Origin of the sequence: Mycobacterium riyadhense (assembly GCF_963853645.1) — a bacterium.
Taxonomy (GTDB): domain Bacteria; phylum Actinomycetota; class Actinomycetes; order Mycobacteriales; family Mycobacteriaceae; genus Mycobacterium; species Mycobacterium riyadhense.
The window spans coordinates 3,859,031-3,885,989 of sequence record NZ_OY970456.1; the positions used below are offsets into that span (position 1 = coordinate 3,859,031).

A 26,959-nucleotide genomic window follows, 5' to 3' on the forward strand; every position below is an offset into this window, starting at 1 on the left:
TTAGAGCGCACCGCTAGCCAGGCCGACGAAGTGACGATGCCGACGCCGCCGCGGGATTCGCGGCTAGATGGGCGTTGTTCTATACAGCGGTCACGCGCGCGAAGAACAAGGTACGGGTCGTCGGACGAAGCCGAAGTGGGTGGTGCGGTCGAGCGACACGCGGCGCGGGCGATCGGGCTGCGGATGCGATTGCAGCACCCGTAAACTGCTGTCCATGGCGACCCGTCGCAAGTCGAGCTGGCTGACGGTCGACGACTGGCTGCAAGCCGGATACGCCCTGCTGTCCGAAGAGGGTCTCAACGCGCTCAAGCTCGATCGTCTGACAGCCCGACTCGACGTGACGAAGGGCAGCTTCTACTGGCATTTTGCCAACATGGCGGCCTACCGGCGCGCACTGATCGACACCTGGGCGCAGTTGCGCGATGAAGACCGCCGCGATGTCGAGCGGATGGGCGAGATTCCACCGCGAGAGCGCCTGTTACGAATGGCGGAGATGCTGCTCAGATCACGCCTTTGGAAGCTCGAACTGGCGATGCGCGAATGGGCCCGCTCCGATAAGACTGTGGCGGCGGCGGTGCGATCGGCGGACCGCCGATTGCTGAATGCGATGAAACAAGCGTACCGCGACTACGGTTTTGAGGACGAAGAGGCCGACGTGCGGGCCACCACCGCGTTCGCCGCCGGCATCGGCATGCTGAACCTGGCCGGCCCCACGCCAACCAAACAGGCTGCATTGCAGCTCGAACAATTCATCAACTTCACGCTGCGACCGTAGGTGAATCGCCCTGGAAATGCCTGAGGCTCCTGACCTTGGAACCGAGGATGCAGGCTCCATCCGCTACGGTGAACGGCTCGCCGAGATCGGCGCGGTCCCTTCAATCGGGTCGATCGGCGACAGCTTCGACAACGCCGTGGCCGAGACGGTGAACGGCTACTACAAGGCCGAGTTGATCTACGGGCCCGCCCGCAGCGGGCCGTGGAAGACCGTCGAGGATGTCGAACTCGCCACCCTGGGCTGGGTGTATTGGCACAACAACGCCCGCCTCCACGGTTACCTCAACGATGTTCCACCGGCCGAATCGAAGCCGCGTTCTACGATGCATAACGGACCGACCGAACCCTGGTCGGAATCCAATAACCCGAGTCTCCGGCAGAACCAGGGCGATTCATTGCGGGTTGCTGGGGCCTGCTGCGTTGGCGCGCCCGAAGGTTGCTGTGGCAGGAGACGTGCACGAATTGTGTTGTTGTGTTCCCGTCCGGTGGGCCGGATTTCTCGTGATGGGTGAGGTAGTCGAGCAGCCAACGTTGCGGATGTGATGAGACGCCGAGGGCCGTCGTTTCGTCAGCCGGTGATCACCGGCAGCTTCGCCCACCCCCGCACACTGCTGGTGTGCGCCATGCTGGCGTTGGCGTAGTCGACTTCCCACGCCGGCCAGCGTTTGAGGACTTCCTCCAACGCCACTCGCGCCTGCATCCGCGCCAAGGCCGAGCCCAAACAGAAGTGCAGTCCGTGCCCGAAGCTGAGATGGCTGGCACCGCGGTGGATATCGAATCGCTCTCCGTCAGGAAACTTGCGCTCGTCACGGTTGGCTGACCCGTTGAGCAACAACATGATCGAGCCCTCCGAAATCGAGGTGCCGTGGCATTCAACGCCGCGAGCGGCGTACCGCGCCTGCACCGGTGAGGGAGCTTCGTAGCGCAAGACCTCCTCGATTGCCCTGGGAATCAGCGAGGGGTTATCGACAAGCTGGCGACGCTGATCGGGGTGCTCGGCGAGGAGCTGACCGATGAAACCGATCAGCCGTGTTGTGGTCTCGTTGCCCGCGCCGGCGATCATGCTGGTGTACATCAACACCTCGGTCCGCGTCAGCCGCCGCGTAACCCCGTCATCTTCGACCTCAGCGTTGAGCAGTTGCGTCATCAAATCATCGGAGGGGTGCTCTGTCCGCCAATCGATGTAGTCGGAGAACACCTGATAGCTCTTCTCGAATAAGTCTTCGGCAACGGCCGTAAATGTCCCTTCTTTGAGATTGATCGCACGGCCGCCGCGGTCGCGGATGGCTGCCTGCCCTTCTTCGGGAATGCCCAGCAGGTAGCCGATCGTGCGCATCGGGATCATCGAGCCGAGGTTCTCGATGAAGTCGAACCTGCCCGAGCCGACCAACGGGTCGAGCGCACGCACACAGAAGTCACGCGTCAGCGGCTCGATCGCCTCCATCCGCCGTGGCGTGAAAACCCTTGAAAGCAACCGACGATGAAGATCATGAAGCGGCGGATCTTCAAAGAGAACGACTCCGGGCGGAATGTCGACACCGCTCATGATGATGTCCATGGTGGTGCCGCGACCCGACCGGTAGGTCTCCCAATTCGTCAGCTCCGGGGCGACATCCTCGTAGCGGCTCAACGCGTAGAAGTTGTACCTTTCGTTGTAGTACAAAGGCGCCTCGTCACGCATCCGCTTCCAGATCGGGTAGGGATCCTTGTCGATGTCGAAATCGAACGGGTCGTAATAGATCTCGGTCTTACTTGCCCCCGTCATGTGGTCTCCGCCGGCACCCGGCGGGCGGCCTCGGGCAGCACGACCTCGCCCACCCGCTTGAGGTAGGGCCACGCGACATCGGGCGACAAGCCACCGCACAAGGGTGACAGATTGAGTACCTTACCCGCACGAACCCTCGAAACCGCTTCCGGGACAGAGAAAATGACGTGCGACGCTGCCGTCTCGCGCAACTCGGCGACGGTGGACACGTGCGAGAAACCCGCCGATACCTCATTGCCGGGGTTCCACGCAGCGTAAGTCCGCGCGTCATGCAGCAGATGCTCGCCAAGCTCCGACCACGCCTGGTCCACGTCATCGGCGACGAAGCAGACCGACGGGGTCTTGCGGTCGGGAAAGAATGTCGCGCCCGGCGAGTGTCCATGCTGGCGGCAGGCGTCCTGGTAGGCCTCCTGCATGCCTTCCACGTTGGCGTTCGCCAACATGCCCAAGCCATAGCGGCCGGCCCGCCGGGCCGCCGCCACACTACCGCCGCCCCACATCATTCCCGGTCCGCCGGCGGTCAGCGGATGCGGCGTCACCTTGATGCGGCGGCCGTCGTGCATGACCTCTTCACCTGCGAGCAATCGGCGCAGCAGTGCGAGCTTCTCGTCGGCGAGCCGGCCACGTTCACCCAATTCCACGCCGAAATGTTGGTATTCCTCCGGTCGATACCCAAGCGCCATGATGTACGAAGTCCGCCCACCGCTGAGGATGTCGAGCACCGCCATGTCCTCGGCCAGACGTACCGGGTCGTAGAACGGAAGAATCAGGATCAGGCTCAACGCCAGACGCTCGGTGCGCGCCGCAACCGCCGACGCCAGCATCAGCGGCGCCGGCAGATAACCATCCTCGGACCCATGGTGCTCACAAAACACGGCCGCGAGGCCGCCATGGTCCTCCGCCCATGCACACATCTTGGGCACCGCGGCATACAAGGCCGCTGGATTGGCGCCCCATGCGGGTGCCCGCATGTCGAAGCGCAGGGTGAACACAGCGACTCCTAGACAACCAAATATTTGTGCCACGTACGCTACGTGCGGCGCGCGATCGAGGTCAACCACTCAACCCGAACCAACATTGAAACTAACATCTGGCCCGGATATTGTAACGTCTATCGCTCACCGACCAGGGAAAAGAGAAAAGAATGACGACAGCTGCGGAGCTATTGGGCTACCAGGGCAAGCGGGTCCTGGTCGTCGGTGGCGCGACCGGGATGGGCGCCGCTGCGGCGCAGATTGCGAAGTCCCTCGGCGCTCACGTCACCGTGATGGACTTCGCGCCGGTCGACTACGTCACCGACAAAGTGATCTCACTGGACCTCAGCGATCAGGATTCGATCGACCGGGCAGTCGACGAACTCGACGGTCCGGTGGACTCGCTGTTTTCGGCCGCCGGCGTCGCCGACGGGCCGAAGTTGATGCGGGTCAACTTCATCGGACACCGCCATCTGATCGAGCGGTTGTTTGCCAACAACCTGCTCAATCGGGGCGCGGCAATATGTTTCATCTCTTCGGTGGCCGGGATGGGTTGGGAGAACGACCTGGAACTGGTTCAGGACTTTCTGGCCACCCCCGACTACAAGGCGGCTCACGACTGGTGCCAGGAGCGCGAGCCGCAGGGCATCATCCACTACGGATTTTCCAAGAAGGCGATCAACGGCTATGTCGCCTGGCAGGGCTACCACTTCCTAAAGAAGGGCGTGCGGATCAACGCGGTCTGCCCCGGTCCCACCGACACTCCCCTGGCTCGTGCGAACGCCGATCTGTGGCTGACGTTCGCCCAGGATTATCGCGATGACACCGGGAGCTCGGTGCTGACACCTGAGGAGATCGCCAAGGCGATGATCATGCTCAACAGCGCCGCCGCGGGAGCCGTCAACGGGATCACGTTGAATGTCGACAACGGGCACGCGATGGCCTCGATCACCGGATCGTTTGCACCGGGCAAGCCGATCATGGACCTCATCACCGGTCGGGTCCAATTGGCTTAAGCGCCATGCTTAAGCGAATACATGCCGCGTTCGCATCGACTACATACGGGACTTCCGGATCAAATATTCGGTATGAAATCTGCGCGCACCCGCTTGTCTGGATCGGATGGGCAACGGCCGCTTCGCCTTTCAGGAGGAAACGATGGCGCATCGCGTAGTGGTGTTGGCGACGGGAGGCATCGGGTCGATCGCCATCCGCCCCATCCAGCAGCGCGCCGACCTGGATCTGGTCGGTGTGTGGCACTGTACGCGTCGGGAATCGAGCCAGGCTTCGCCGCCGACTATCCACCGTTGGTGCTGTCCACCCAGTCGTCGTCCATCGAAAAGATCCACGCGTTCGAGATCGGCCTCTACGACGACTACGGGGTTGCTGACTTCATGAGCAACGCGTTGGGCTTCGGCCGACCGCTGGACTACCGGCCATGGATGGGCTTTCCCGGCGCGATAGCCGGCGACTGGCAGGGTCAGCTACGACTGCTCGCTGACGCACTCGGAATCCAATTGCGAGAAATCCGTGAGACGTTCGACCGCGCGGTGACCAACCGGACACTCAACGTTGCGATGGGCACCATCGAGGCCGGGACCTGTGCAGGAATACGGATGCAGGCGATTGGCCTGTCCGAGGACGGACGCGAAGTAATCGTCATCGAGCACGTCACTCGCCTCGCACACGACGTCGCGCCCCACTGGCCGAGCGGCATCGGTGACTTGTCCTACCGCATCGTGATCACCGGCGACCCCGACATCGAGTGCACCATGGCGGCCACGCTCAGGGATCCTCGTCGAGCCGGAATCCCTGGCATGACCTCCGGGGCCGGCGCCATGGTCGCCACGCGTTCGCCCGCCGAGCAGACGTAAAATCGCCCAAAACGCGCGCGTTTTGGGCGATTTTACGTCTGCTCGCGGTAAAAAGGGCCGGGTGACGCCTAATCCACTCGAAGAGCTGACCCTCGATCAACTGCGCCGCCGCACGAGCATGAAGTGGCGTGCGCAGCCAGCCGACGTGTTGCCGTTGTGGGTCGCGGAAATGGACGTGAAGCTTGCGCCGACGGTGGCGGAGTCCATCCACCAGGCTGTCGACAACGGCGACACCGGATACCCCTACGGCAGAGCGTATGCCAAAGCAGTCAGCGAATTCGCTTCGCAGCGTTGGCAATGGCACGATCTGGATGTCGGTCGCACCGCCATCGTTCCGGACGTCATGTTGGGCATCGTTGAGATGCTGCGTCTGATCACCGATCGCGGCGATGCGGTGATCGTCAACTCGCCGGTGTACGCGCCGTTTTACGCGTTCGTATCGCACGACGGCCGCCGCGTGGTCGAAGCCCCGCTGGGCGCCAACGGCCGGATCGACCTGGATGCTTTGGAGGAAGCGTTCGCGCTTGCCTGCAAGTCAGGCGGCCGGGTGGCGTATCTGCTGTGCAATCCCCACAATCCGACGGGCGCGGTGCACACCGCCGACGAATTGCGCGGGGTTGCCGAACGTGCGCGCCGATTTGGTGTCCGGGTGGTGTCCGACGAGATCCATGCCCCGCTCGTGCTATCCGGGTCACGATTCACCCCCTACCTAAGCGTGCCCGGCGCCGAGAACGCGTTGGCCCTGACGTCGGCCACCAAGGCATGGAACCTCGGGGGACTCAAGGCGGCGCTGGCGATGGCCGGTCCCGAGGCGGCTGCCGACCTGCGCCGGATGCCCGAGGAGGTCGGCCATGGTCCAAGCCACCTTGGCATCATCGCGCACACCGAAGCGTTCAAGACCGGCGGCGAGTGGCTCGACGCGTTGCTCGACGGCCTGGACGCAAACCGAGCGTTGCTGGGTGATCTGGTCGCCGAACACCTTCCCGGGGTGCGACTTCTACGGCCGCAGGGCACCTATCTTGCGTGGCTGGATTGCCGCGAACTCGGCTTCACCGAGGAGCCGACCGAAGGCCTCGCGGTGGTATCGGACGTGTCCGGGCCCGCTCGCTGGTTCCTTGAGAACGCCCGGGTCGCGCTCAGCTCCGGCCACGTCTTCGGAACTGGCGGCGCCGGGCACGTGCGGATGAACTTCGCGACCTCGAGGGCCATTCTGACCGAGGCCGTGTGGCGCATGGGTAGCGCATTAACCGTCCACTATTGACATGTCATTATCGACATGCCACTATCTTCCTGTCAAAGACGGAACATCGGTTAAAGAGCCAGGAGCTTCAAATGACCCAGACCGCCCAGCGTCGCAGCCCCGGAACCGTGATCGACGGGTTTCTCAAGTCGCCGTTCGCCGGAATCGCGCCATGGGTGCTGCTGTCAATCCTGTCCGGACCAGGGCGTTTCCAAGTGGCGGTGACGGCCGCGCTAGGCCTTTCGCTGCTCGTGATGCTCGTCGGCCTCGGCCGCGGGATCAAGGTGCACTTGCTGGAGGTCTTCGGTGCGGTGTTCTTCGCGACGGTGGCCCTTGTTGGCTTGTACGCCACCGACAACGTGATCCGGTTTCTGGAACTGTGGGCCGGCGAGCTGACCAATATTTCGTTGGCCGCGTTCGCCTGGCTCACACTGCTGGTCCGCAAACCGTTCACCATGGCCTACGCCAAAGACACTACGCCGCAGGAGTATTGGACCAGTCCCCTGTTCAGGCGGATCAATGATGTCATCACCGTCGCCTGGGCAAGCGCTTTCACGTTCGCCGCAGTCGCCGGCTTCATCGGCGACTTCGTGTTGCACGACGCCGGCAACTTCTGGACGGGTTGGATCCTGCAGTTGGCGGCCCTCTTCTGCGCGGTCTCGTTCACCGAGTTCTACCCCGACTACGCCACCGCTAAGTTCGACCTGGCCAATGGTGAGCCGGCGCAGGTGCCCTCGATCGTGCGGATTCTCGACTGGCTGCCCACCTTCGTTATCGTCACCGGGATCGTGGGTATGGTCACCGATTCCATTGACTCGGGCCTGGGTGTCGCACTGATAGTGGTCGGCAGCGTCGCCGCGGGCGTCCTGGCCAAGCTCTCCCCCACGCCCACGCCGTCGGCCTAGCTCTCTCGATCAGAGGTGACGGCGAGCACGGCTTCGGCTAGTTCGGGCCGGCAGACCACCAGATCCGGCAGTTTGGGATCGGGCTGGTTGTAGGCCAGTGCAGAGCCGTCGATCCGCGAGGCGTGCAAACCCGCAGCTCGGGCCACCGCGACCGGCGCGGCGGAGTCCCATTCGAACTGGCCTCCGGCGTGCACGTACACGTCGGACAAGCCCTGGACGATCGATGCGACCTTGGCTCCTGCGGAACCCATCTCCACCAGTGTTCCGTCTAGCGCGTCGCGGACGGCCAGCGCGACAGCGGGGGGACGGGTGCGTGACACCACGATGCGCGGCTTGGCGGCCGCGACGGGAGGGGGCGCTACGTGCGGCGTCGCCAGGGTGATTCCCTGAGCGGGCAGCACCACGGCGCCGGCGATGAGCTCTCCGGACTGCCAGAGTGCGACGTGCACCGCCCAGTCGTCGCGGCCGAGCTCGGAGAACTCGCGGGTGCCGTCGAGCGGGTCGACGATCCATACCCGCTCGGAGCGCAGACGGACCGGGTCGTCGGCGCCCTCCTCGGACAGCACCGCGTCACCGGGTCGCTCGCTAGCCAGCGCTTCGATCAGAAAATCATGGGACCGCTTGTCCCCCATCGCTTTCCGTTCGCTCGCGTCGGCATCGGCGAATTCCTCGCGGACGCCGACCAGCAGCCGGCCCGCCTCAGTGGCCAACCTTGCGGCCAGTACGTGGTCATTCACAAGAAGTCCCTGACGCCTCGTGCGTCACCCGAGTAAGTGGCGGGTCGGTGGTGAGTTTTTGCACGGCTCGCCGCGACAGTTTCAGTCGCTCTGAGGTGGGCAATAACGACACTCCGAATATCCTGTGACATCTGGGGTTCATTGGTCGCATGGTCACATGGGCAGGCTGCACGCCAACCGAACTTACCGCACCGCACGATAGATTCGGATCCGTGAGATCCAATGCCGGCCGGGTCACCGACATCTACCAACGCCACGCGCAAGCGTGGTCTCGGGACCGTGGCGACAACATGCTTGAAACGGCTTGGCTGGACCGGTTTCTGGCGCTGCTTGGCGAATAGCCCCGCCGTGCTTGACCTGGGATGTGGAACCGGCATGCCGATAGTCCAATACCTCGCCGAACGCGGCTGTCGCATCACTGGTGTGGACGCGTCCACCGCGATGATCACCATGAGCGCGCGGCGCCTACCCGAACACCATTGGCACGTCGCCGACATGCGATCCGTGTCCCATGTTCGCGGTCTTCACCAACCACGCTTCGCCCGGGGCGGCATTGATGTTGACCACCGGGCCGTCGGCCGGCGAGCGAATCGGCACCTACCAGGGCGAACCGCTCTATCACGCGAGTCTCGACACCGATGAGTATCGGGAGCTTCTGCACGACAACGGATTCGACGTGGTAGCCCACGTCATGGAGGATCCTCTTGCGCCCACCACACCATCTGGCTGGCCCGACTCAGAGTCCGAACTGGTCCTCGACGATGCCCAGCCAGATCTGCGCCGAGTCGATGGCGACCTTCTCACTGATGAAGGCGTGCTGGGTTCCGGTGTACATGTCGCGGAAGGCGCGTTCGAGGCGGCTGCCCTCGCGGATCGAGCTGGTGCCCGCAACAAGATGCGCCCATTCCGCGCAGCTTCTGGCGGTATCGGTGGCGTAGACGGCGGCCGCACGCATGTCTGCCCGCAAGGTCGGGGTCAGGTCTGCACCGGAGCCAACGGCAGCTTCGGCGGTGGTGAACGCGTCGAGCACCAACAACCGAGCCGCCCGCCACGCGGCGACGTGATGCGCGAGCCCCTTCTGGAAGGTCGGACGACTCGCCAGTGCCGCCATATCGCTCATCCGGTATTTCGTCGCGGCCAGCTCGGCGACGTCGTCGAGCATGCTCTTGGCGACCCCGAGTGCCCACGACGCGTGACCGGCGGCGGTCACTGGCATCAGTCCCATCCGGGTGGCCGGCGAGCTACCCCGGCGCGGCTCGCGGACAAACAATCCGAACGTCCGGCTCTCGGGCACGAACACGTCCTGCGCGCTGTAGTCATAGGATCCAGTTCCCTTGAGACCTTGCACGTACCAGCCGTCGTTGAAGCTGATCTCTTCCCGCGGAACCACGGCCACCTGCATGTCGGGGACACCCTCACTGACCCAACGCATCTCGCCGTTGTCCAGTGGAAAAAACCCCGCCGCGATGTACTGCGAATGACCGATGCCCGAGCCAAAGCTCCACGATCCGCTCAACCTGTAACCGCCGTCCACCGCGGTCCCCTGTCCGTTGGGAAAGAACTGGCCGCCCATCGTGATGCGGTTGTCGTGAGCGGTGAACACCTCTGCAAAACCTTCGTCGGAAAGATACGTCGCGGCCGCGAAAGTCGACGGCAGGTTCGCAATGCCGATCCAGCCGAACGAGCCATCCTGCCAAGCCATTTCGATCAAAGTCTCAATCATTTCGGCGAATGACGGTTCCACGCCGCCGGCGGCGACGGGATTGAACGCAGACATCAGCCCGGTGGCCCACATTTCGTCGATGATCGCGCTGGTGAGCGTGCGTATCCGCTCGGACTCGGCGGCCTCGGCGCGGACCAGCTCGCGCATCCCGCGGGCCAGGGCAACGACCTGGCCACTCATTTCGGGAACCCGAAGAGCTCAACGACGCCGTGATCACGTCCCGCGGTGTAACCGCCGTCGACGGCAATGGCCTGACCGGTCACGAAGGATGCGTCGGGTGACACCAGAAACGCAGCCATGGCCGCGACCTCCTCCGGCCGGCCCAGGCGTTGCAGGGCATGTTCTTTGGTGATCGAGGCGAGCGGGCCCGCCATGCCCGTCAGGCTGAAAACACTCTGGGCCATCGGCGTGTCAATGAAGCCGGGACAGATCGCGTTGGCCCGGATGCCACTCGGCCCGTAGTCGAGCGCAATGTTCTTGGTCAGCAGCACGACACCACCCTTGGCCGCGTTGTACGAGCTGCCGCCGGCCGTGCCTTCCAGGCCCTCGACGCTGGCGAGCGTCACGATCGAACCGCGCTCGCCGGCGACTCGGGGTTGCTCGATCATCTTGGCCAACGCGGCCTTGGCCACCAGGAAGGTGCCGGTGAGGTTGATCCCGATGACCCGGTCCCATTCGGAGCGGTCGAGCAGATGGACCGGGCCGCCACCGGCGACGCCAGCGGCGTGGACGACTCCGTCGAGGCGGTCGGGAACCGCGGCCATGACGGCGGCAACCGCGGCTTCGTCGGCCACGTCGGCGGGGACGAACCGGAATTGCGGGCCGAGTTCCGGGCCGGAGGCTAGGTCGGCGCCGACGACCGTGCCGCCTTCGGCGAGCAGCCGCTGAGCGGTGGCCAGGCCGATCCCCGATGCCGCTCCCGTTACCACGAACGTGCGTGAGCGGGCACGGTCGACGCTCACCGGCGCTGGCCCTCGATTGCCCAACCAGTGCGGCCGACCCCGCGCCGGCCGCATTGGGCGGACATAGTCAGTCTTACACCGCTGTCGTATGGGCGATGGTGTTTTCGACGACTCACAGCTACCTTTCAAGAGCCTTTGCGCAGGCGGCCAGAACCGCCAGGAAACTCGAGCGCAGCACCGGACGGCCGACCGCCTCCCACAGTTTGCCACCCGCACGTGCCGGGTGGGTGTAGTCGGTCAACCAGTCGACGCGGGTGCCATCACCCGACGCAGTAAACGTCAAGTTCCTTAGCTGTGAGGTCGATCGTAGGCCGTGATCTCCTCACGGGATCGCATGCCAACACCGACCACCTCGCGCACCGCACCCGCGGCCGCCGAGATCACAAGCACTGCCATGGCGAACTACACGTTCGACCAAATCGAGTAATCCCGAACAGAACTCGAACAAGCCCGGCTAGCCTTCTCAATCTGATGACAGACTGGCCGCCAACCACGCGTCCCAGCGTTTCATCACCGTGTTGAGCAGTGCCGGACTAACGGTGTCTATGGCCTGCGTGATCAGCGCGACGCGGGGTGCGATCCGGACAGGTCGTAGCCGCGCTGCCGCCAGCATCCACTCCGCAGCCTCATCCGACGTCAGACCCGGTACGTTCTCGAACTCCTTCGTCGGGTCGATCATGGGCGTCTTGACCAATGGGTAGTACAGCGTGGTTTGACGCACGCCGCTGTTGGCCCACTCGGTGTCAATCACCCGGCTCACTGCGGTAAGGGCGGCTTTCGAGGCGTTGTAAGCCGAATAGTTCGGCAGCGCTTCGTTTAACACGACCCACGTGGACACATTGATGATGTGCCCGTCGCCGCGCTCCACCATCCCGGGTGCGAAAGCGCGGATAAGTCGCAGCGGCGCATAGTAATTCAGCCGCATCAGACGCTCCACATCGTGCCAGTTCTGCAACGAGTCCAGCATCGGCCGCCGAATCGAAAGGGCAGCGTTGTTGATGAGGATGTCGACACCGCCGAACCGCTCCCCCACCGTCTTGATCAACTGATCGACCGCGTCGGTGTTGGACAGATCGCACGCCAGCGCGGACGCCTCGCCTCCTGCCGCGATGATCCGACCCACCAAGTCATCGAGCCTTTCCTGACGCCGCGCCACTGCGATAACGGCCGCCCCCGCGCGGGCGAACTGCTCGGCAGCGGATTCGCCGATGCCGGAGGACGCGCCGGTGATCAGGATTCGCTTGCCGCGCAGGTCGACTCGATCTCGCGTGTCCCGTTTCATTCGGCGGCCCCGGGGAGGCCGCATGCCTGCCAGGAGCATGGCACTCGACAGCCGCCGCAAGGGCTTCGCAAGCGATCGTCCTGGTGTCTGCGCCGGCCGGTCAACGTTCTGCCGATCCAAGCCGCCAAGCGTGCGCTTGGCTTTGTCGATCATCGCCGTCAGCTCGTCATCGGTCTCGTCGACCCGCGCTGTGGCGGCCGCGGTTCCTTCGACTTGGGTGCGCAGGTATTTGGCGATTGCGGCAGCGCTGGGGTGGTCGAAGATCAGGGTGGTCGGTAGCTGCAGCCCGGTGGCGTGGCTCAGGCGGTTGCGTAATTCGATCGCACCGAGGGAGTCCAGACCGATTTCGTTGAAGGCGCGCTCGGGGTCGACCGCCTCCGGGGTGGGGTGGTCCAACACGGCGGCGACCTGGCCACGCACCTCAGCCAAAAGCAAATCGTCCCATTCGGTTTCGGAGAAACCGGCCAGGCGCTGGGCGAGATTGCCAGTTACTGCCTGACGCTTGGCCGGCACTCGGACCAGTGTGCGTAGCACCGGGGGCAGCATGCCGATTCGAGCCTGAGCACGCAACGCGGAAAGGTCCAGCTGTGCGGGCACCAGGATTGGTTCGGGGCGTACGCACGCCTGGTCAAACAGTCCCAAGCCGTACTCAGTAGGCATGGCGACAAACCCGGTGCGCTGGATACGCGCTTGATCAGTGCCATCAAGCTCGCCGGCCATGCCGCTGGTCTGAGCCCAAAGCCCCCAGGCCAGCGAGGTCGCTGCCAGACCGAGCGCCCGGCGATGCTGAGCCAACCCGTCCAGGAACGCGTTCGCCGCAACATAATTGGCCTGACCCGGACTACCCAACACCGAAGCCGTCGAAGAGAACAACACAAATGCGGATAAATCCAGCTCCGCGGTGAGCTCATGCAGATGTAGCGCGGCATCTAGCTTCGGACGCAACACCTGTTCGACTTTGACGCGGTCCAGCGATTCGATCACCCCGTCAGCCAGCACTCCGGCGGCATGAACGACGGCGCCCAGCGGATGCTCGGCCGGGATCGCGGCCAGCGCTGTGGCCAGCTGGTCGCGATCAGCCACATCAACAGCGGCGAATGTCACCTGGCAGCCGTGTTCTTGTAGTTCGGCGCGCAATTGTCCGGCGCCCTCGGCGTCGGCACCGCGGCGACTGGCCAACACCAAATGCCCGCAGTGATGCGCGGTGGCCAGATGGCGGGCCAACGCCGCGCCCAACGCCCCGGTGCCACCGGTGATCAACACCGTACGGCGCGGATCAAACACCGGGGCGGCCGTCGGCTGATCCATCGCGGAGACACGCGTTAGCCTCGGTGCCAGCACAATTCCCTCGCGAACGGCCAACCGCGGCTCCTCGCGCAGCGCAAGCGCTGCGGCCACGGCTCGCCGGGAGGCCTCGCTGACTTGGCCTTTCTGGAGGTCGACCACCATCAACCCGCCCGGACGCTCAGACGCCGCGCTGCGCAACAGTCCATCGGCGGCCACGGCGGCCATATCCGGTGCCTCCCCCTCACCCACAGCGACCGCCCCTTGGGTGACAAACACCAGCCGCGACTGCGCCAGCTCCGGCACACCCAGCCAGGCCTGCACCAAGCCCAGGGTGCGGTACAAGCCAGTGCGGGCGCTGTCAGCCAGCGCACCCGCACCGGTGATCGGTGCCGCGGTCAGCACCACCTCCGGAGCACTCCCACCGGCGCGCACCGCCTCGATCAGCGTCACCAAATCCGGGACGTGCTCTGCCGTCTCGCCGGCAATGTCGGTCAGGTCCAACGGCCCACCCTCGAGAATCACCACGCGCTGGGCAAGCGGGTCACCGGTGTGGACCGGGGTCCATTCCAGCGTGTGCAGCGATTCCACCCCCCGGCTGCTGAGGCTGGCCAGTGCGGCGGCATCGATCGGGCGCACATCAAGGGAATCCACCGCAAGCACCGGGCTGCCGGACTCATCAACGGCGGCGATGCGCAGACCACCGCTGCGCTGGGGGCTCAACATCACCCGCAACACCGAAGCACCGCGCGCCAGCACGGACACCCCGGCCCACGCAAACGGCAACGGCAGCGCGTTGGGTTCCTGCCCCTCGGTCAGCTCCGCGGCGGCCGGGTGCAATGCCGCGTCGAACAACGCCGGATGCACACCAAAGCTCTCGCCGGCATGTTCGGCATCGAGGGCGACCTCGGCGAACAACTGCTCACCGCGACGCCACATCGCCCGTACTCCCTGGAATGCCGGACCATACTGAAAACCCCTGTCGGCCAACCGGTCATACAACGGCTCGGCCTCCACCGGCTGCGCGTCGGCCGGCGGCCAGGTCACCAACTCCGCGCACCCCGCGCCATCGTGTGCATCGGGGCTCAACACACCACTGGCATGGCGCACCCACGCAGTCACCTCGGATTCGTGATCCGTTGAGCGTGAATAGATGTCGAGCCGGCAGCGACCGTCGTCATCGGGGCTGCTGATCAGCACTTGCACCTGCAGCTCGCCGTCATCGGGGATGAGCAAGGGTGCTTCGAGGATCAGTTCGTCGAGTCGGTGGAGATCGGCGTGGGCACCCGCGGTCAGCGCCATCTCCACCAACCCGGTCCCGGGCAGCAACACTGCATCGAAAACCGCGTGATCGACAAGCCACGGATGAGTCCGCGCTGAGATCCGTCCGCTGAACAGCCAACCCCGTTCCCCGCCCAGGCTTGCTCCCGCGGCCAGGAACGGATGGCCCAGACCCGCCAGTCCCGCCGATGCCAAGTTCCCCACACCGGCCGACGGGGTCAACCAATACCGCTGTCGCTGGAACGCATACGACGGCAAGCCCACCCGCCGCGGACGGTACCGGGCAAACACCGAGGGCCAATCCAGCTCCACCCCATGCACATAGGCCTGCGCCACGCACTGCATCGCGGCCCGCGTCTCGGGCTGATCGGCCCGCAGCACCGGAGTGCACAACGCCGGGCTCGCATCACCCAAACACTGGCGGACCATCGCGCTCAACGGTCCAGTGGGACCCACCTCCAGGTACTTGGTAACACCGGCGCCGGCCAGGAAACCCACACCATCGGCAAACCGCACCGCGTCACGCACATGCCGGACCCAATACTCCGGCGAGCTCAATTCGGATCCGGTGACGGCTGTGCCGGTGAGATTGGACACGACAGCAATCCGCGGTGCGTTGAAGGTCAGCTTGGCCACGACGGCGCCGAACTCTTTCAGCATCGGCTCCATGCGCGCGGAATGAAACGCATGACTAACCTTCAACCGCGTTGTCTTACGCCCAGACCACAGCCCCAACCACTGCTCAAGCGCATCTTCGTCCCCGGAGACTACCGTCGAGCCCGGACCATTGAGCGCAGCCACCGACAGCCGCCCGCCATAAGCCTCCAACGTGGGAACGACCTCGTCTTCGGTGGCCGCGACGGCCGCCATCGCCCCTCCGGCAGGCAATCCACCCATCAACCGCCCGCGCGCGGCCACCAACACACAGGCGTCGGCCAACGAAAACACCCCGGCCACATACGCGGCGACCAACTCACCGATCGAATGACCAATCAGGTAATCCGCACGCACCCCCCACGATTGCACCAGCCGACACAGCGCCACCTCGACGGCAAACAACGCCGGCTGGGTAAACGCCGATTGGTCTAACAACTCCGCGTCGGCCGAACCCGCGGGGGCAAACACCAATTCCTGCAACGACCGACCCAAGAGGGGATCGAACTCGGTGCACACCTCATCGAGCGCCTGCGCGAACACCGGAAAGGCCCCATACAACTGCGCACCCATCCCCGCCCGCTGCGCCCCCTGACCCGGGAACACCAACGCGGTCTTCCCGCCCAATGCCCGTCCGGTCACCACCCCGGCACCAGGCTGCCCGGCCGCCAACACCGAGAGCCCCGCCGTCAACTCTTCGCGCGAGGCACCCACCACCGCCGCCCGATAATCCAACCCAGGCCGAGTTGTGACCAACGAAAAAGCCACATCGGCGGCATGCAGCTGCGGCCGATCTTCCACATAGGCGGCTAACCGTGCGGCCTGACCCGCAAGAGCCGCTTGCGTTTTCGCCGATATCACCCACGGCATCGAGGTGGTTTCGTCGGTAGCGGGCCCATCACACGGTGCAGTGTCTTGCTCGTAAACTGCGGGCTCCTCGGGAGCTTCTTCTACGATGACGTGGGCGTTGGTGCCTGAAATCCCGTACGAGGACACCCCGGCCCGACGCACCCGGTCCCCACCATCCCAGGGTTGGGCCTCGGTGAGCAGCCGCACCTGACCGGCACTCCAATCCACGTGCGGCGTCGGCTCATCGACATGCAGCGTCGCCGGCAACACACCGTGGCGCATGGCCTGGATCATCTTGATCACCCCGGCCACACCGGCGGCCGCCTGGGTGTGACCCATGTTGGACTTGATCGAGCCCAACCACACCGGCCGCTCCGCATCACGATCCTGCCCATAGGTGGCCACAATGGCTTGCGCCTCAATGGGATCGCCCAACACCGTGCCGGTGCCATGGGCCTCCACCACGTCCACGTCCTCGGTGTTCAGCCCGGCGGTGGCCAGGGCCGAACGAATCACCCGCTCCTGTGATGGGCCGTTGGGTGCGGTCAACCCGTTGGAAGCACCGTCCTGATTGACCGCGCTGCCCCGAATCACCGCCAACACCTGATGCCCGTGGCGGCGGGCATCAGAAAGCCGCTCCAACAACACCAACCCGACACCCTCGGAGAACCCGGTCCCGTCCGAAGCGGCGGCAAACGACTTGCACCGCCCATCCGGAGACAGCGCCCGCTGCCGGGAAAACCCAATAAGGGTGCCCGGGGTGGGCATCGCAGTGACCCCGCCGGCCAGGGCCATCGAACACTCGCCGGCACGCAATGCCTGGCAGGCCTGATGCATCGCCACCAGCGACGATGAACACGCCGTATCGATCGTCACCGCCGGACCTTCTAGACCGAACACATAGGCCACTCGACCCGACGCCACACTGCCGGCCGTACCCGTGCCGAAATGGCCCTCCATTTCTCCCAGCGAGGTGATGGCATCGACCCCGTACAGTGACGCCATCATTCCGGCGAAGACACCGGTTTGGCTGCCCCGCAATGTCTTTGGATCGATACCGGCAGATTCGAAGGTCTCCCAGGCGGTCTCCAGCAACAGTCGCTGCTGGGGATCCATGGTCAACGCCTCACGAGGCGAGATCCCGAAAAAGTCCGCATCAAAATCGGTGATCCCAGCCAAGAAGCCGCCGAAACGGCTGTACGAGGTCCCCGCGTGATCGGGGTCGGGATCATAAAGCCGCTCCAGGTCCCAGCCTCGGTCGGACGGGAACTCCGAGATCACATCGCGGCCCTGGAAGACCATGTCCCACAAGGCATCCGCGGAGTCGATTCCACCCGGATACCGACATGCCATCCCCACCACCGCGACCGGCTCATCCAAGCGCACCGCCGTGGGTGCGGCCGACATCGAACCGCTGCCCACAGTCCCGTCGACTTGCGTGCGCAGATACTTGGCGATTGCGGCGGCGTTCGGGTAGTCGAAGATGAGCGTGGTGGGCAGCTTCAGGCCGGTGGTATGGGTCAAGCGGTTGCGCAGTTCGATAGCCCCCAGTGAGTCCAAACCGATCTCATTGAACGCCCGGGCGGGATCCACCGCCTCCGCCGAGGGGTGATTGAGCACGGCCGCGACCTGGCCCCGCACCTCGGCTAAAAGTGCGCCATCCCAGTCGCTTTCGGGGACAACGGCAAGGCGTTGCGCAAGGGTGCCGGCCGATTGCTGACGGTTGACCGGCACCCGCACCAGACCCCGCAGCAGCGCCGGCAGCATCCCGATACGGGCCTGGACACGCAGCGCCGCAAGGTCCAGTTGAGCGGGCACCAGCAGCGCGTCGCTCCGCGCGCAGCCCTGGTCGAACAGTGTCAGGCCATACGCGGTCGACATCGCTGCCACCCCGTTGCGCCGCATGCGGGCCTGATCGGTCTCGTCGAGTTGACCGGTCATCCCACTGGCCTCACCCCACAGCCCCCATGCCAACGACGTCGCCGGCAAACCCACGCTCTGGCGATGCTGGGCCAACGCATCGAGGAAAGCGTTCGCAGCCGCGTAACCGCCCTGACCTGGGCTACCCATCACCGCCGCGGCGGAAGAGAACAGCACAAACGCCGACAAGCGAAGGCCCGCGGTCAGTTCGTGCAGATGCAGGGCAGCATCCAATTTCGGCCGCAGTACCCGCTCAACCCGCTCGCGATCCAACGATTCGATCACCCCATCGGCCAACACCCCCGCGGCGTGGATCACCGCGCCCAGCGGATGCTCAGCCGGGATCGCGGCCAGTGCTGCGGCCAGCTGATTTCGGTCGGCCACATCCACAGCCGCGAACGTGACACGGCAGCCCAGATCTTCCAGTTCGCTGCGCAACTGCTCGGCGCCCTCGGCGCCGGCACCGCGGCGACTGACCAACAACAAATGCCCGCAGTGGTGCACGGAGGCCAAATGGCGCGCCAACGCCATACCCAACACACCCGTGCCCCCAGTGATCAGCACCGTGCGGCTGGGGTCAAACACCGAAGTAGCTGATTCGGGTTGAGAGCTGACTCGAGAAAGCCGCGGCGCCAACACAACTCCGTCGCGAATCGCCACACGCGATTCCTCAGAAAGCCCGAGCGCCGACGAAACCACATGCCGGGAGCTTCCAGCGTCGTCAACGTCAACCAGCATGAACTTGCCCGGATATTCCGACGCCGCGCTGCGCAACAGTCCATCCGCGGCCGCGGCAGCCACATCCGGTGTCTGCCCCTCGGCTACGGCCATTGCTGCCTGGGTGACAAACACCAGCCGGGACTGCACCAATTCGGGGTAACCGAGCCAGGACTGCAGCATCCCCAGCGTGCCATGCAACCCACTTCGCGCCCGATCGGCAAGCGATCCCGCACCGGAGATCGGCGCGGCGGTCAGCACCACCTCCGGGGCGCTGGCACCGGCACGGATCGCCTCGACCAGAGCCACCAGGTCCGGGAAACGCTCAACATCCTCGGCGAAGATATCGGCTAGGTCCAGTGGCCCGCCGTCCAGGACCACCAACCGTTGTGGAGCCACGTCACCGGTTTCGATCGGGGCCCAGTCGAGCGCGTGCAGCGACTCCACCCGCGGACTGCCGATTCGGGTCAGATGAGTGACATCGACGGGGCGCGCTTCAAGCGAACCCACCGCAAGCACTGGAGTCCCCGACTCATCAACGGCACTCAACCGCAGAGCGCCAGTTTCGTTGGAACCCAGGGCGACCCGCAACACCGTAGCGCCCCGTGACAGCAATGAAACGCTTCGCCAGGCAAACGGCAACGGCAACTGGTTGGACGCTTGACCCGCGGTCAGCTCACCCGCCGCCGAATGTAGTGCCGCGTCGAACAACGCCGGATGCAAACCGAACCCCTGCCCCTTATTGTCGCCATCGAGGGCGATCTCGGCGAACAGCTCCTCACCCCGACGCCAGATTGCCCGCGCGCCTTGGAATGCAGGCCCATATTGATAGCCCGCGCCTGCCAGCCGGTCATACAGCGACTCGACGTCTACGGCCTGGGCACCGGCGGGGGGCCACTCCGTCAACGATTCGAATCCTGCGCTTTCCTGGGTGCCTGCGCTAAGCAGTCCCGTGGCATGCCGCACCCATGCGTGAGTGGGCTCGTCGGGACCGCTCTCCGCCCGGGAATGGACAGCCACTGGGCAACGACCGTCCTCGTCGGGGCCGCTGACTCGCACCTGGAGTTGCACCGCGCCGTCATCGGGGATCAGCAGCGGCGCTTCCAGAATCAGCTCGTCGAGTCGCTGCACACCGGCCTGGGCACCGGCGGCCAACGCCATCTCCACAAACGCGGTGCCCGGCAACAACACCACGTCATAAACCGCGTGATCAACCAGCCACGGATGCGACTGCAATGACAGCCGCCCGCTCAACAACCAGCCTTCGTCATCACCCAGGGACACCTCCGCTCCCAAGAAAGGATGGCCCAGACGGGCGAGTCCCACCGACGCCAAGTTCCCCGCACCGGCCGAAGGAGTCAACCAATACCGCTGCCGCTGAAACGCGTACGACGGTAATGGCACCCGTCGCGGGTGATACGGGGCAAACACCGACGCCCAGTCCACCCTCACCCCGTGCACATAAGCCTCGGCCAGGGCGGTGACAAAGCGTCGCCAGTCGCCCTCACCGCGGCGCAACGACCCCAGCACCGCCGCCGCTGCATCACCGGCTGCTTCCGCGGTTTCGGCCATGGCCGCCGCCAAGACCGGGTGCGGGCCCATCTCAATAAGGGTGCGACACCCCTGGTCCAGCAACAACCGGGTAGTGTCGGCGAATCGCACCGGCTCGCGCAAATTGCGATACCAGTAGCGAGCGTCAAGCGTGTCGGTCTGCAGCAGCGTACCGGTCACCGTCGAATAGAACGGAATATGGCCGGTGCGCGGCGTGATGGTCGCGAGCTCGGCGATCAACCGATCTTTGACCGCTTCGACGTGCAGCGAATGCGAAGCGTAATCGACCGCGATCAACCGCGCGAAAATCCCTGCCGTCTCACACTCGGCGACGAATTTTTCCAATACCGTTCGCTGACCGGAGATTACCGTTGCAGCCGGGCTGTTGACCGCAGCCACCGAAAGCTGTCCGTCCCACGGAACCAGGCGCTGGAGCACCGCTTCGGCCGGCAACCCCACCGTTGCCATGCCGCCGGAGTCACCCATTTCCGCGATCGCCCGGCTGCGTAGCGCCACTACGCGGGCGGCGTCTTGCAGGCTCAAGGCGCCGGCCACATAGGCCGCGGCGATCTCGCCCTGGGAGTGACCCATCACCATTGCCGGTTCCACACCGCAAGACCGCCACAAAGCCGCCAGCGACACCATCACCGCGAATAGCGCAGGTTGGACGACATCGACCCGGCGCAGTGACGATTCGGCCGCGGCACCGCTCAGCACCTCTTTTAGTGACCAATCCACGTACGGAGCAAGAGCATTGGCACAGGCCTCCATCTCCGCGGCGAACACCGGTGCCGAGTCCAGCAGCTGGACAGCCATGGCCTCCCATTGGCCACCCTGCCCGCCGAACACAAACGCGGTCTTGCCGCCGATCGGGCGGCCAGTCACCACGCCCGCTGCGGGTTGGCCGGTGGCCAGCGCCGAGAGCCCGGCCATCAACTCCTGGCGATCGACACCCACGACAGCGGCGCGATGAGCCAACCCCGCGCGCCCGGTCGCCAGCGAGAACCCCATATCGGCCACATCGAGTTCTGGGTTGTCGGCCAAATGCGCACTCAACCGCCCCGCTTGCGCCCGCAACGCCGCCTCGGACTTGGCTGACACGACCAGCGGTACCGCGGTCGAGTCGTCGCGAACATCCCCGTGCGCGGATGGCGGGGACGCGTGCTCAAACGCAGGCGCTTCCTCCAAGATGAGATGGGCGTTGGTGCCCGAAATCCCAAACGACGATACGCCGGCCCGACGTATGCGGGTGCCGGGCTGCCAGGGCTGCGCCTCGGTGAGCAGTCGCACCTGACCCGCGCTCCAATCCACGTGCGGCGTCGGCTCATCCACGTGCAGCGTCGCCGGCAGCACGCCGTGGCGCATCGCCTGGATCATCTTGATCACTCCGGCCGCACCGGCGGCCGCCTGGGGATGGCCCATATTGGATTTGACCGACCCCAACCACAACGGCCGATCCGCATCACGATCCTGGCCGTACGTCGACAAAATCGCTTGCGCCTCAATGGGATCACCCAACACCGTGCCGGTGCCATGAGCCTCAACCACATCCACGTCGGCGGCCCCCAACCCGGCCGCGGCCAACGCCAAACGAATCACTCGCTCTTGGGATGGACCGTTGGGAGCGGTCAACCCGTTGGAAGCACCGTCCTGATTGACCGCGCTGCCCCGAATCACCGCCAACACCTGATGCCCATTGCGGCGGGCATCAGAAAGCCGCTCCAACAACACCAGACCCGCGCCCTCGGAGAATCCGGTCCCGTCGGCGGCGGCGGCGAACGACTTGCACCGCCCATCCACCGACAAACCGCGCTGACGAGAGAACATCACCAACATGGCCGGGGTAGCCATCACGGTGACGCCACCGGCCAGGGCCATCGAACACTCAGCAGCACGCAATGCCTGACAGGCCTGGTGCATCGCCACCAAGGACGACGAACACGCGGTATCAATCGTCACCGCCGGCCCTTCTAGGCCAAGCACATAAGCGATCCGGCCCGACAAGACGCTGCCCGCCATCCCCGTGCCCAGGTAGCCCTCCACGCCTTCGTCGCCCGCGGACCCGAGCCCGTAATAGCTGTCGATGGCACCGGTGAACACACCGGTTTGGCTGCGCCGCAACGACTGCGGGTCAATTCCGGCCGATTCGAAGGTCTCCCAAGCGGTTTCCAACAGGAGGCGCTGCTGCGGATCCATCGCCAACGCTTCCCGTGGCGAGATCCCGAAGAAGTCCGCATCGAAATCAGCGACCCCGTCGAGGAAACCTCCTGAGCGGGTATACGAAGTGCCCGGGCGGTCTGGATCGGGATCAAACAGAGCCTCGATATCCCAACCCCGATCGCTCGGCAACGCCGAAACCACATCGCGGCCCGAAGCGACCATGTCCCACAGGCCATCCGGGGAACTCGCTCCGCCGGGATACCGACACGCCATTCCAACGATCGCGATCGGCTCATCCAATCGCGTCGGGGCGGAGAGGGCGATCACCGCCCCGCTGGTGGTTCCGTCGATTTCGGCGCGCAGGTACTCCGCTACAGCGGCCGGGTTGGGGTAGTCGAAAATCAACGTGGTGGGAAGCGGGAGCTCGGTTGCGCTCTTGAGACGGTTGCGCAGTTCGACGGCCCTGGCGGAATCGAGTCCGAGGTCTTGGAACGTGCTGATGGGGTCGATGGGTGTGGTGTCGGCGTGTCCGAGAACGGTGGCCGTGTGGGTGCGTACCAGGTCCAACAACAGGGCGTCTTGTTGGTCGTTGGACAAGTCGTGCAGTTGTTGTCTCAGGGCTGAAACTTGTTGAGCGGCATTGGTGTGCACCGGAAGTGGGCCTCGGGTCAAGCCGCTGAAAATCGCCTCGAGTTGTTCGTCGAGGACGGGTCGGACCGTCATCGAACGCACAGACAGAACCGGCGCACCGGTGCTGTCAGCCAGTTCTACCGATACCGAATTCGGTCCCACCGAGCTGATGCGCGCTCGCGCGGTCACCGCTCCGGCGGCGTGTAGCGCCACTCCCTCCCATGAAAAGGGCAGCGACCTTTGACCACCATCGGCGGCCAGCATTAGGGCCTGAAGCGCCGAATCCAGCAGCGTTGGATGTAAACCGAAGGTCGCGCCCTCTTCCCACGCGGCCTCGGGCACAGAGACTTCGGCGAATAGCTCGTCACCGCGGCGCCATGCACCGGTCAACCCGCGGAACCCTGGACCGTACTCATAACCGTGCTGGGCGAACCCCTCATAGAGATCATCTGTCGAAAGCCGGTTAGCATCCGCGGGCGGCCACACCGACAGTCCCGCGATATGCGGGCCGGCCCCACCGGGGATCAACCAGCCCTCCGCATGCAGTAACCAACCCGAATCATCCTGATTGATACGGGAATACACCGACACCGAACGTTGCCCTGACGCGCCGCCAGCCCCCACCGAAACGTGGACCTGCACCGCGGCGTCGGCCGGCAACACCAAGGGCGCACGCATGATCAGCTCATCAATGACCGCGCAACCCAGTCCCCCTCCGGCGCGAATTACCAACTCGACGAACCCCGCCCCCGGAAAAAGGACCATCCCATCCACCACATGATCAGCCAGCCAAGGATGAGTCTGAATCGATAGCCGTCCGGTTAACACCAGCCCGCCGGCCTCCGGCTGCTGAGTCACCTCAGTGAGCAGTTCCTGCTGTGACACCGCAACTGAGGTCGGAGTTACCCAATAGCGCTGGTGTTCAAAGGCATACGTGGGTATATTCACTCGCTTTGGATGGTGCGGGGCGAGCACCGCCGCCCAATCCACCGCCACCCCGTGCACGTGGGCCTCGGCCAGAGCGGTGACAAAGCGTCTTAAGTCCCCTTCGTCGCGACGCAACGTCGCCAGCACCGCTACCGTGGCGGCGTCGGCGGTGTGAGCCTCCACGGTTTCTTGTATCGCCATACCTAGCACCGGGTGTGGACCCATCTCGATGAAGGTCCGACAGCCGCGCTCGAGCATCAGCCGCGTGGCCCCCGCGAACTGCACCGGTTGACGCAGATTCTGGAACCAGTACGCGGCATCGAGGGCCTCGGTGTCTACCTGCGCGCCGGTCACCGTGGAGTAGAAGGGAATATCCCCGGCGCGCGGCGTGATGGTTGTCAATTCGCTTATTACACGGTCCTCCAACGCCTGCACCTGAGCCGAATGTGAGGCATAATCCACCGCGACACGCCGGGCGAACACACCCTCGGCCACGCAGGCGGCGACGAATTCATCCAACGCTGCCGGCTCACCGGAGATCACAGTGGACGACGGACTATTCAGCGCGGCCACCGAAATCCGGCCATCCCAGCGTTGCAATCGGTCCTCGACCCGTGCTCCGGGCAGCCCGATCGATGCCATACCGCCGGCGCCGACCAACTCGGCGATCGCTCGACTGCGCAGCGCCACCACCCGGGCCGCGTCCTGCAAGCTCAACGCCCCGGCAACGTAGGCGGCGGCAATCTCACCTTGGGAATGGCCCACCACCATCGCCGGCACCACCCCGCACGCGCGCCACAATGTCGCCAACGACACCATCACCGCGAACAGCACCGGCTGCACTACATCCACCCGGGTCAACGTCGATTCGGGCGCCCCGCCCCGCAAGACTTCCTCCAACGACCAATCCACGTGGGGGGCAAGAGCATCGGCGCAAGCCTTGATCTGGGCCGCGAACACCGGTGAGGAATCCAGCAATCCAGCGGCCATCGCCTGCCATTGCCCGCCTTGACCACCGAAGACGAAGGCGACCTCGCCATCAGCCGCGCGGCCTGTGACCAGCCAGGGGGCTGGTTGACCATTGGCCAACGCGGACAACGCGGTTGTCAGCTCCTCGCGAGTGGCACCCACCACCGCGGCCCGATACGGCAAACCGGCACGGCCGGTTGCCAGCGACAGCCCCACATCGGCGGTGTCCAGCTGCGGGTGGACGGCCAAATGCGCCACTAATCGCTTCGCCTGATCCGCAAGAGCCCGCTCAGTTTTCGCGGATATCACCAGCGGCACCGGCGCGGACTCGTCGACGACGTCGCCGTCGGACGGTGGTGTGGCGGCTTGTTCGAGAGAAGGCGCATCTTCGGGAGCTTCTTCCAAGATGACGTGTGCGTTGGTGCCCGAGATCCCAAACGAGGAGACTCCAGCCCGGCGTACCCGTGATCCTGGCTGCCACGGTTGGGCTTCGGTCAGCAACCGCACCTCGCCCGACGCCCAATCCACGTGCGGTGTCGGGGTATCCACGTGCAGCGTCGCCGGCAACACGCCGTGGCGCATGGCCTGGATCACTTTGATCACCCCGGCCACACCGGCGGCTGCCTGCGTGTGGCCCATATTGGATTTGATCGATCCCAACCACAACGGACGATTCGCGTCACGATCCTGGCCATAAGTGGCCAAGATGGCGTTGGCCTCAATCGGATCACCCAACACCGTGCCGGTACCGTGCGCCTCCACCACATCCACATCGGCGGTGCTGAGCCCGGCGTTGGCCAGTGCGGCGCGGATCACCCGTTCCTGCGACGGCCCATTCGGGGCGGTGAACCCGTTGCTGGCCCCATCCTGATTCACCGCGCTGCCCCGAACCACCGCCAATACTTCATGGCCGTTGCGGCGGGCATCAGAAAGCCGCTCCAACAACACCAACCCGACACCCTCTGCGAAGCCCGTGCCGTCAGCTGCGGCCGCAAACGACCTGCACCGCCCATCCACCGACAATGCCCGCTGATGGGAAAAATCGATAAACGTGCCGGGGCCGGCAAGCACCGTGACTCCACCGGCCAGCGCCATCGAGCAATCACCCAGGCGCAAGGCCTGACACGCCTGATGCATCGCCACCAACGACGACGAGCACGCGGTGTCGATCGTCGCCGCCGGGCCCTCCAAGCCAAATACGTACGCCAGCCGACCCGAGGCCGCGCTCGCGGACATACCGGTGGCCAGATAACCAAACACCTCAGTTCCGCCCTGGTCGACCGCGTATTCCGACCTCATTGCACCGGCGAATACACCGGTTTGGCTGCCGCGCAACGATTGTGGATCGATGCCTGCGGATTCGAAGGTCTCCCAGGCAGTTTCCAGCAGCAGCCGCTGCTGGGGGGCCATCGCCAGCGCCTCACGAGGCGGAATCCCGAAGAACTCTGCGTCGAAACTAGTTGCGCGCTTCATAAAGCCGCCGGAACGGCAGTACGACGTGCCCGCATGATCGGGGTCAGGGTTGTATAGGCCCTCGACATCCCATCCACGGTCGGTCGGAAAGGTTGATATCACATCGCGGCGCTGACAAACCATGTCCCACAAGTCGTCCGGAGATTCGACTCCACCGGGATACCGACACGCCATCCCGACGACGGCGATCGGCTCGGTCAGGGCGGTGACAAGCGAATGATTTTCTTGTTTCAGGCGATCAACCTGCCCTAGCGCGGCACGCAACGCCTCCGTCGCCTGCTGAAGCTTGGTAGCCATAGCGGAATCGT

Annotated in this window: 13 protein-coding genes and 4 pseudogenes; 9 read left to right on the forward strand and 8 right to left on the reverse strand. The window is 64.9% G+C overall.

The features are described from left to right. Positions 1–12: 12 nt before the first annotated feature. The 3 genes and pseudogenes from AADZ78_RS17140 to AADZ78_RS29150 all read left to right on the forward strand — a co-directional run. Positions 13–204: pseudogene (locus AADZ78_RS17140) on the forward strand (exodeoxyribonuclease V subunit alpha); the annotation flags it as partial. A gap of 10 nt (positions 205–214) precedes the next feature. Further along, entirely contained in the window at positions 215–775 is a 561-nt protein-coding gene (locus tag AADZ78_RS17145; protein ID WP_085249981.1) for a TetR/AcrR family transcriptional regulator, read from the forward strand. A gap of 55 nt (positions 776–830) precedes the next feature. Continuing rightward, positions 831–1,286 (forward strand): annotated as a pseudogene (locus AADZ78_RS29150) (integrase core domain-containing protein); the annotation flags it as partial. A 56-nt stretch (positions 1,287–1,342) separates the two neighbouring features. Here AADZ78_RS29150 and AADZ78_RS17155 read toward each other — a convergent pair. Further along, entirely contained in the window at positions 1,343–2,539 is a 1,197-nt protein-coding gene (locus tag AADZ78_RS17155; RefSeq protein WP_085249980.1) for a cytochrome P450, read from the reverse strand. After that, the gene (locus tag AADZ78_RS17160) at positions 2,536–3,531 is read right to left on the reverse strand and encodes an LLM class flavin-dependent oxidoreductase (protein ID WP_085249979.1); all 996 of its coding nucleotides are present in this window, start codon (positions 3,529–3,531) and stop codon (positions 2,536–2,538) included. Before AADZ78_RS17160 ends, AADZ78_RS17155 begins: the two co-directional genes overlap by 4 nt. Positions 3,532–3,683: 152 nt before the next feature. Between AADZ78_RS17160 and AADZ78_RS17165 the strand changes: the two genes are divergently transcribed. The 4 genes and pseudogenes from AADZ78_RS17165 (at position 3,684) to AADZ78_RS17180 (ending at position 7,532) form a co-directional block, all read left to right on the forward strand. Beyond that, positions 3,684–4,529 carry an SDR family oxidoreductase gene (locus tag AADZ78_RS17165; protein ID WP_085249978.1) on the forward strand — a complete coding sequence of 282 codons (846 nt, stop codon included), beginning with the start codon at positions 3,684–3,686 and terminating at the stop codon, positions 4,527–4,529. Between the two features lie 240 nt (positions 4,530–4,769). After that, positions 4,770–5,363, forward strand: a pseudogene (locus tag AADZ78_RS17170) (dihydrodipicolinate reductase); the annotation flags it as partial. A gap of 85 nt (positions 5,364–5,448) precedes the next feature. Next, positions 5,449–6,648, forward strand: a complete 1,200-nt coding sequence (locus AADZ78_RS17175) for a MalY/PatB family protein (RefSeq protein WP_085249977.1) — start codon at positions 5,449–5,451, stop codon at positions 6,646–6,648. Positions 6,649–6,719: 71 nt separating this feature from the next. Continuing rightward, positions 6,720–7,532 (forward strand): hypothetical protein, encoded by an 813-nt coding sequence (locus AADZ78_RS17180; protein ID WP_085249976.1) that lies wholly within the window; start codon positions 6,720–6,722, stop codon positions 7,530–7,532. Here AADZ78_RS17180 and AADZ78_RS17185 read toward each other — a convergent pair. Then, a complete protein-coding gene (locus tag AADZ78_RS17185; protein WP_085249975.1) occupies positions 7,529–8,269 on the reverse strand; it encodes a 3'(2'),5'-bisphosphate nucleotidase CysQ in 741 nt (246 codons plus the stop codon). The genes AADZ78_RS17180 and AADZ78_RS17185 overlap by 4 nt on opposite strands. A 212-nt stretch (positions 8,270–8,481) precedes the next feature. On the opposite strand from AADZ78_RS17185, the gene AADZ78_RS17190 reads away from it, so the two are divergent. Both AADZ78_RS17190 and AADZ78_RS29155 read left to right on the forward strand, forming a co-directional pair. Continuing rightward, complete coding sequence (locus AADZ78_RS17190) at positions 8,482–8,610, forward strand: hypothetical protein (RefSeq protein WP_264033535.1); 129 nt, start codon at positions 8,482–8,484, stop codon at positions 8,608–8,610. 34 nt (positions 8,611–8,644) lie between these two features. Beyond that, a pseudogene (locus AADZ78_RS29155) lies at positions 8,645–8,719 on the forward strand (hypothetical protein); the annotation flags it as partial. A 15-nt stretch (positions 8,720–8,734) separates the two neighbouring features. On the opposite strand, the gene AADZ78_RS17195 reads toward AADZ78_RS29155, so the two are convergent. The 5 genes from AADZ78_RS17195 to AADZ78_RS17215 form a co-directional block, all read right to left on the reverse strand. Next, on the reverse strand, positions 8,735–8,866 hold the full coding sequence (locus tag AADZ78_RS17195) for a hypothetical protein (RefSeq protein ID WP_264033536.1): 132 nt from the start codon (positions 8,864–8,866) through the stop codon (positions 8,735–8,737). 139 nt (positions 8,867–9,005) lie between these two features. Further along, positions 9,006–10,172: an acyl-CoA dehydrogenase family protein gene (locus tag AADZ78_RS17200; protein WP_085249974.1), complete on the reverse strand. Its 1,167-nt coding sequence runs from the start codon at positions 10,170–10,172 to the stop codon at positions 9,006–9,008. Further along, positions 10,169–10,954 carry an SDR family NAD(P)-dependent oxidoreductase gene (locus AADZ78_RS17205; protein ID WP_264033537.1) on the reverse strand — a complete coding sequence of 262 codons (786 nt, stop codon included), beginning with the start codon at positions 10,952–10,954 and terminating at the stop codon, positions 10,169–10,171. Before AADZ78_RS17205 ends, AADZ78_RS17200 begins: the two co-directional genes overlap by 4 nt. A gap of 118 nt (positions 10,955–11,072) precedes the next feature. Further along, complete coding sequence (locus AADZ78_RS17210; protein ID WP_204080451.1) at positions 11,073–11,237, reverse strand: hypothetical protein; 165 nt, start codon at positions 11,235–11,237, stop codon at positions 11,073–11,075. 180 nt (positions 11,238–11,417) lie between these two features. After that, positions 11,418–26,948: a type I polyketide synthase gene (locus AADZ78_RS17215; RefSeq protein ID WP_239656706.1), complete on the reverse strand. Its 15,531-nt coding sequence runs from the start codon at positions 26,946–26,948 to the stop codon at positions 11,418–11,420. Between the last annotated feature and the right edge of the window lie 11 nt (positions 26,949–26,959).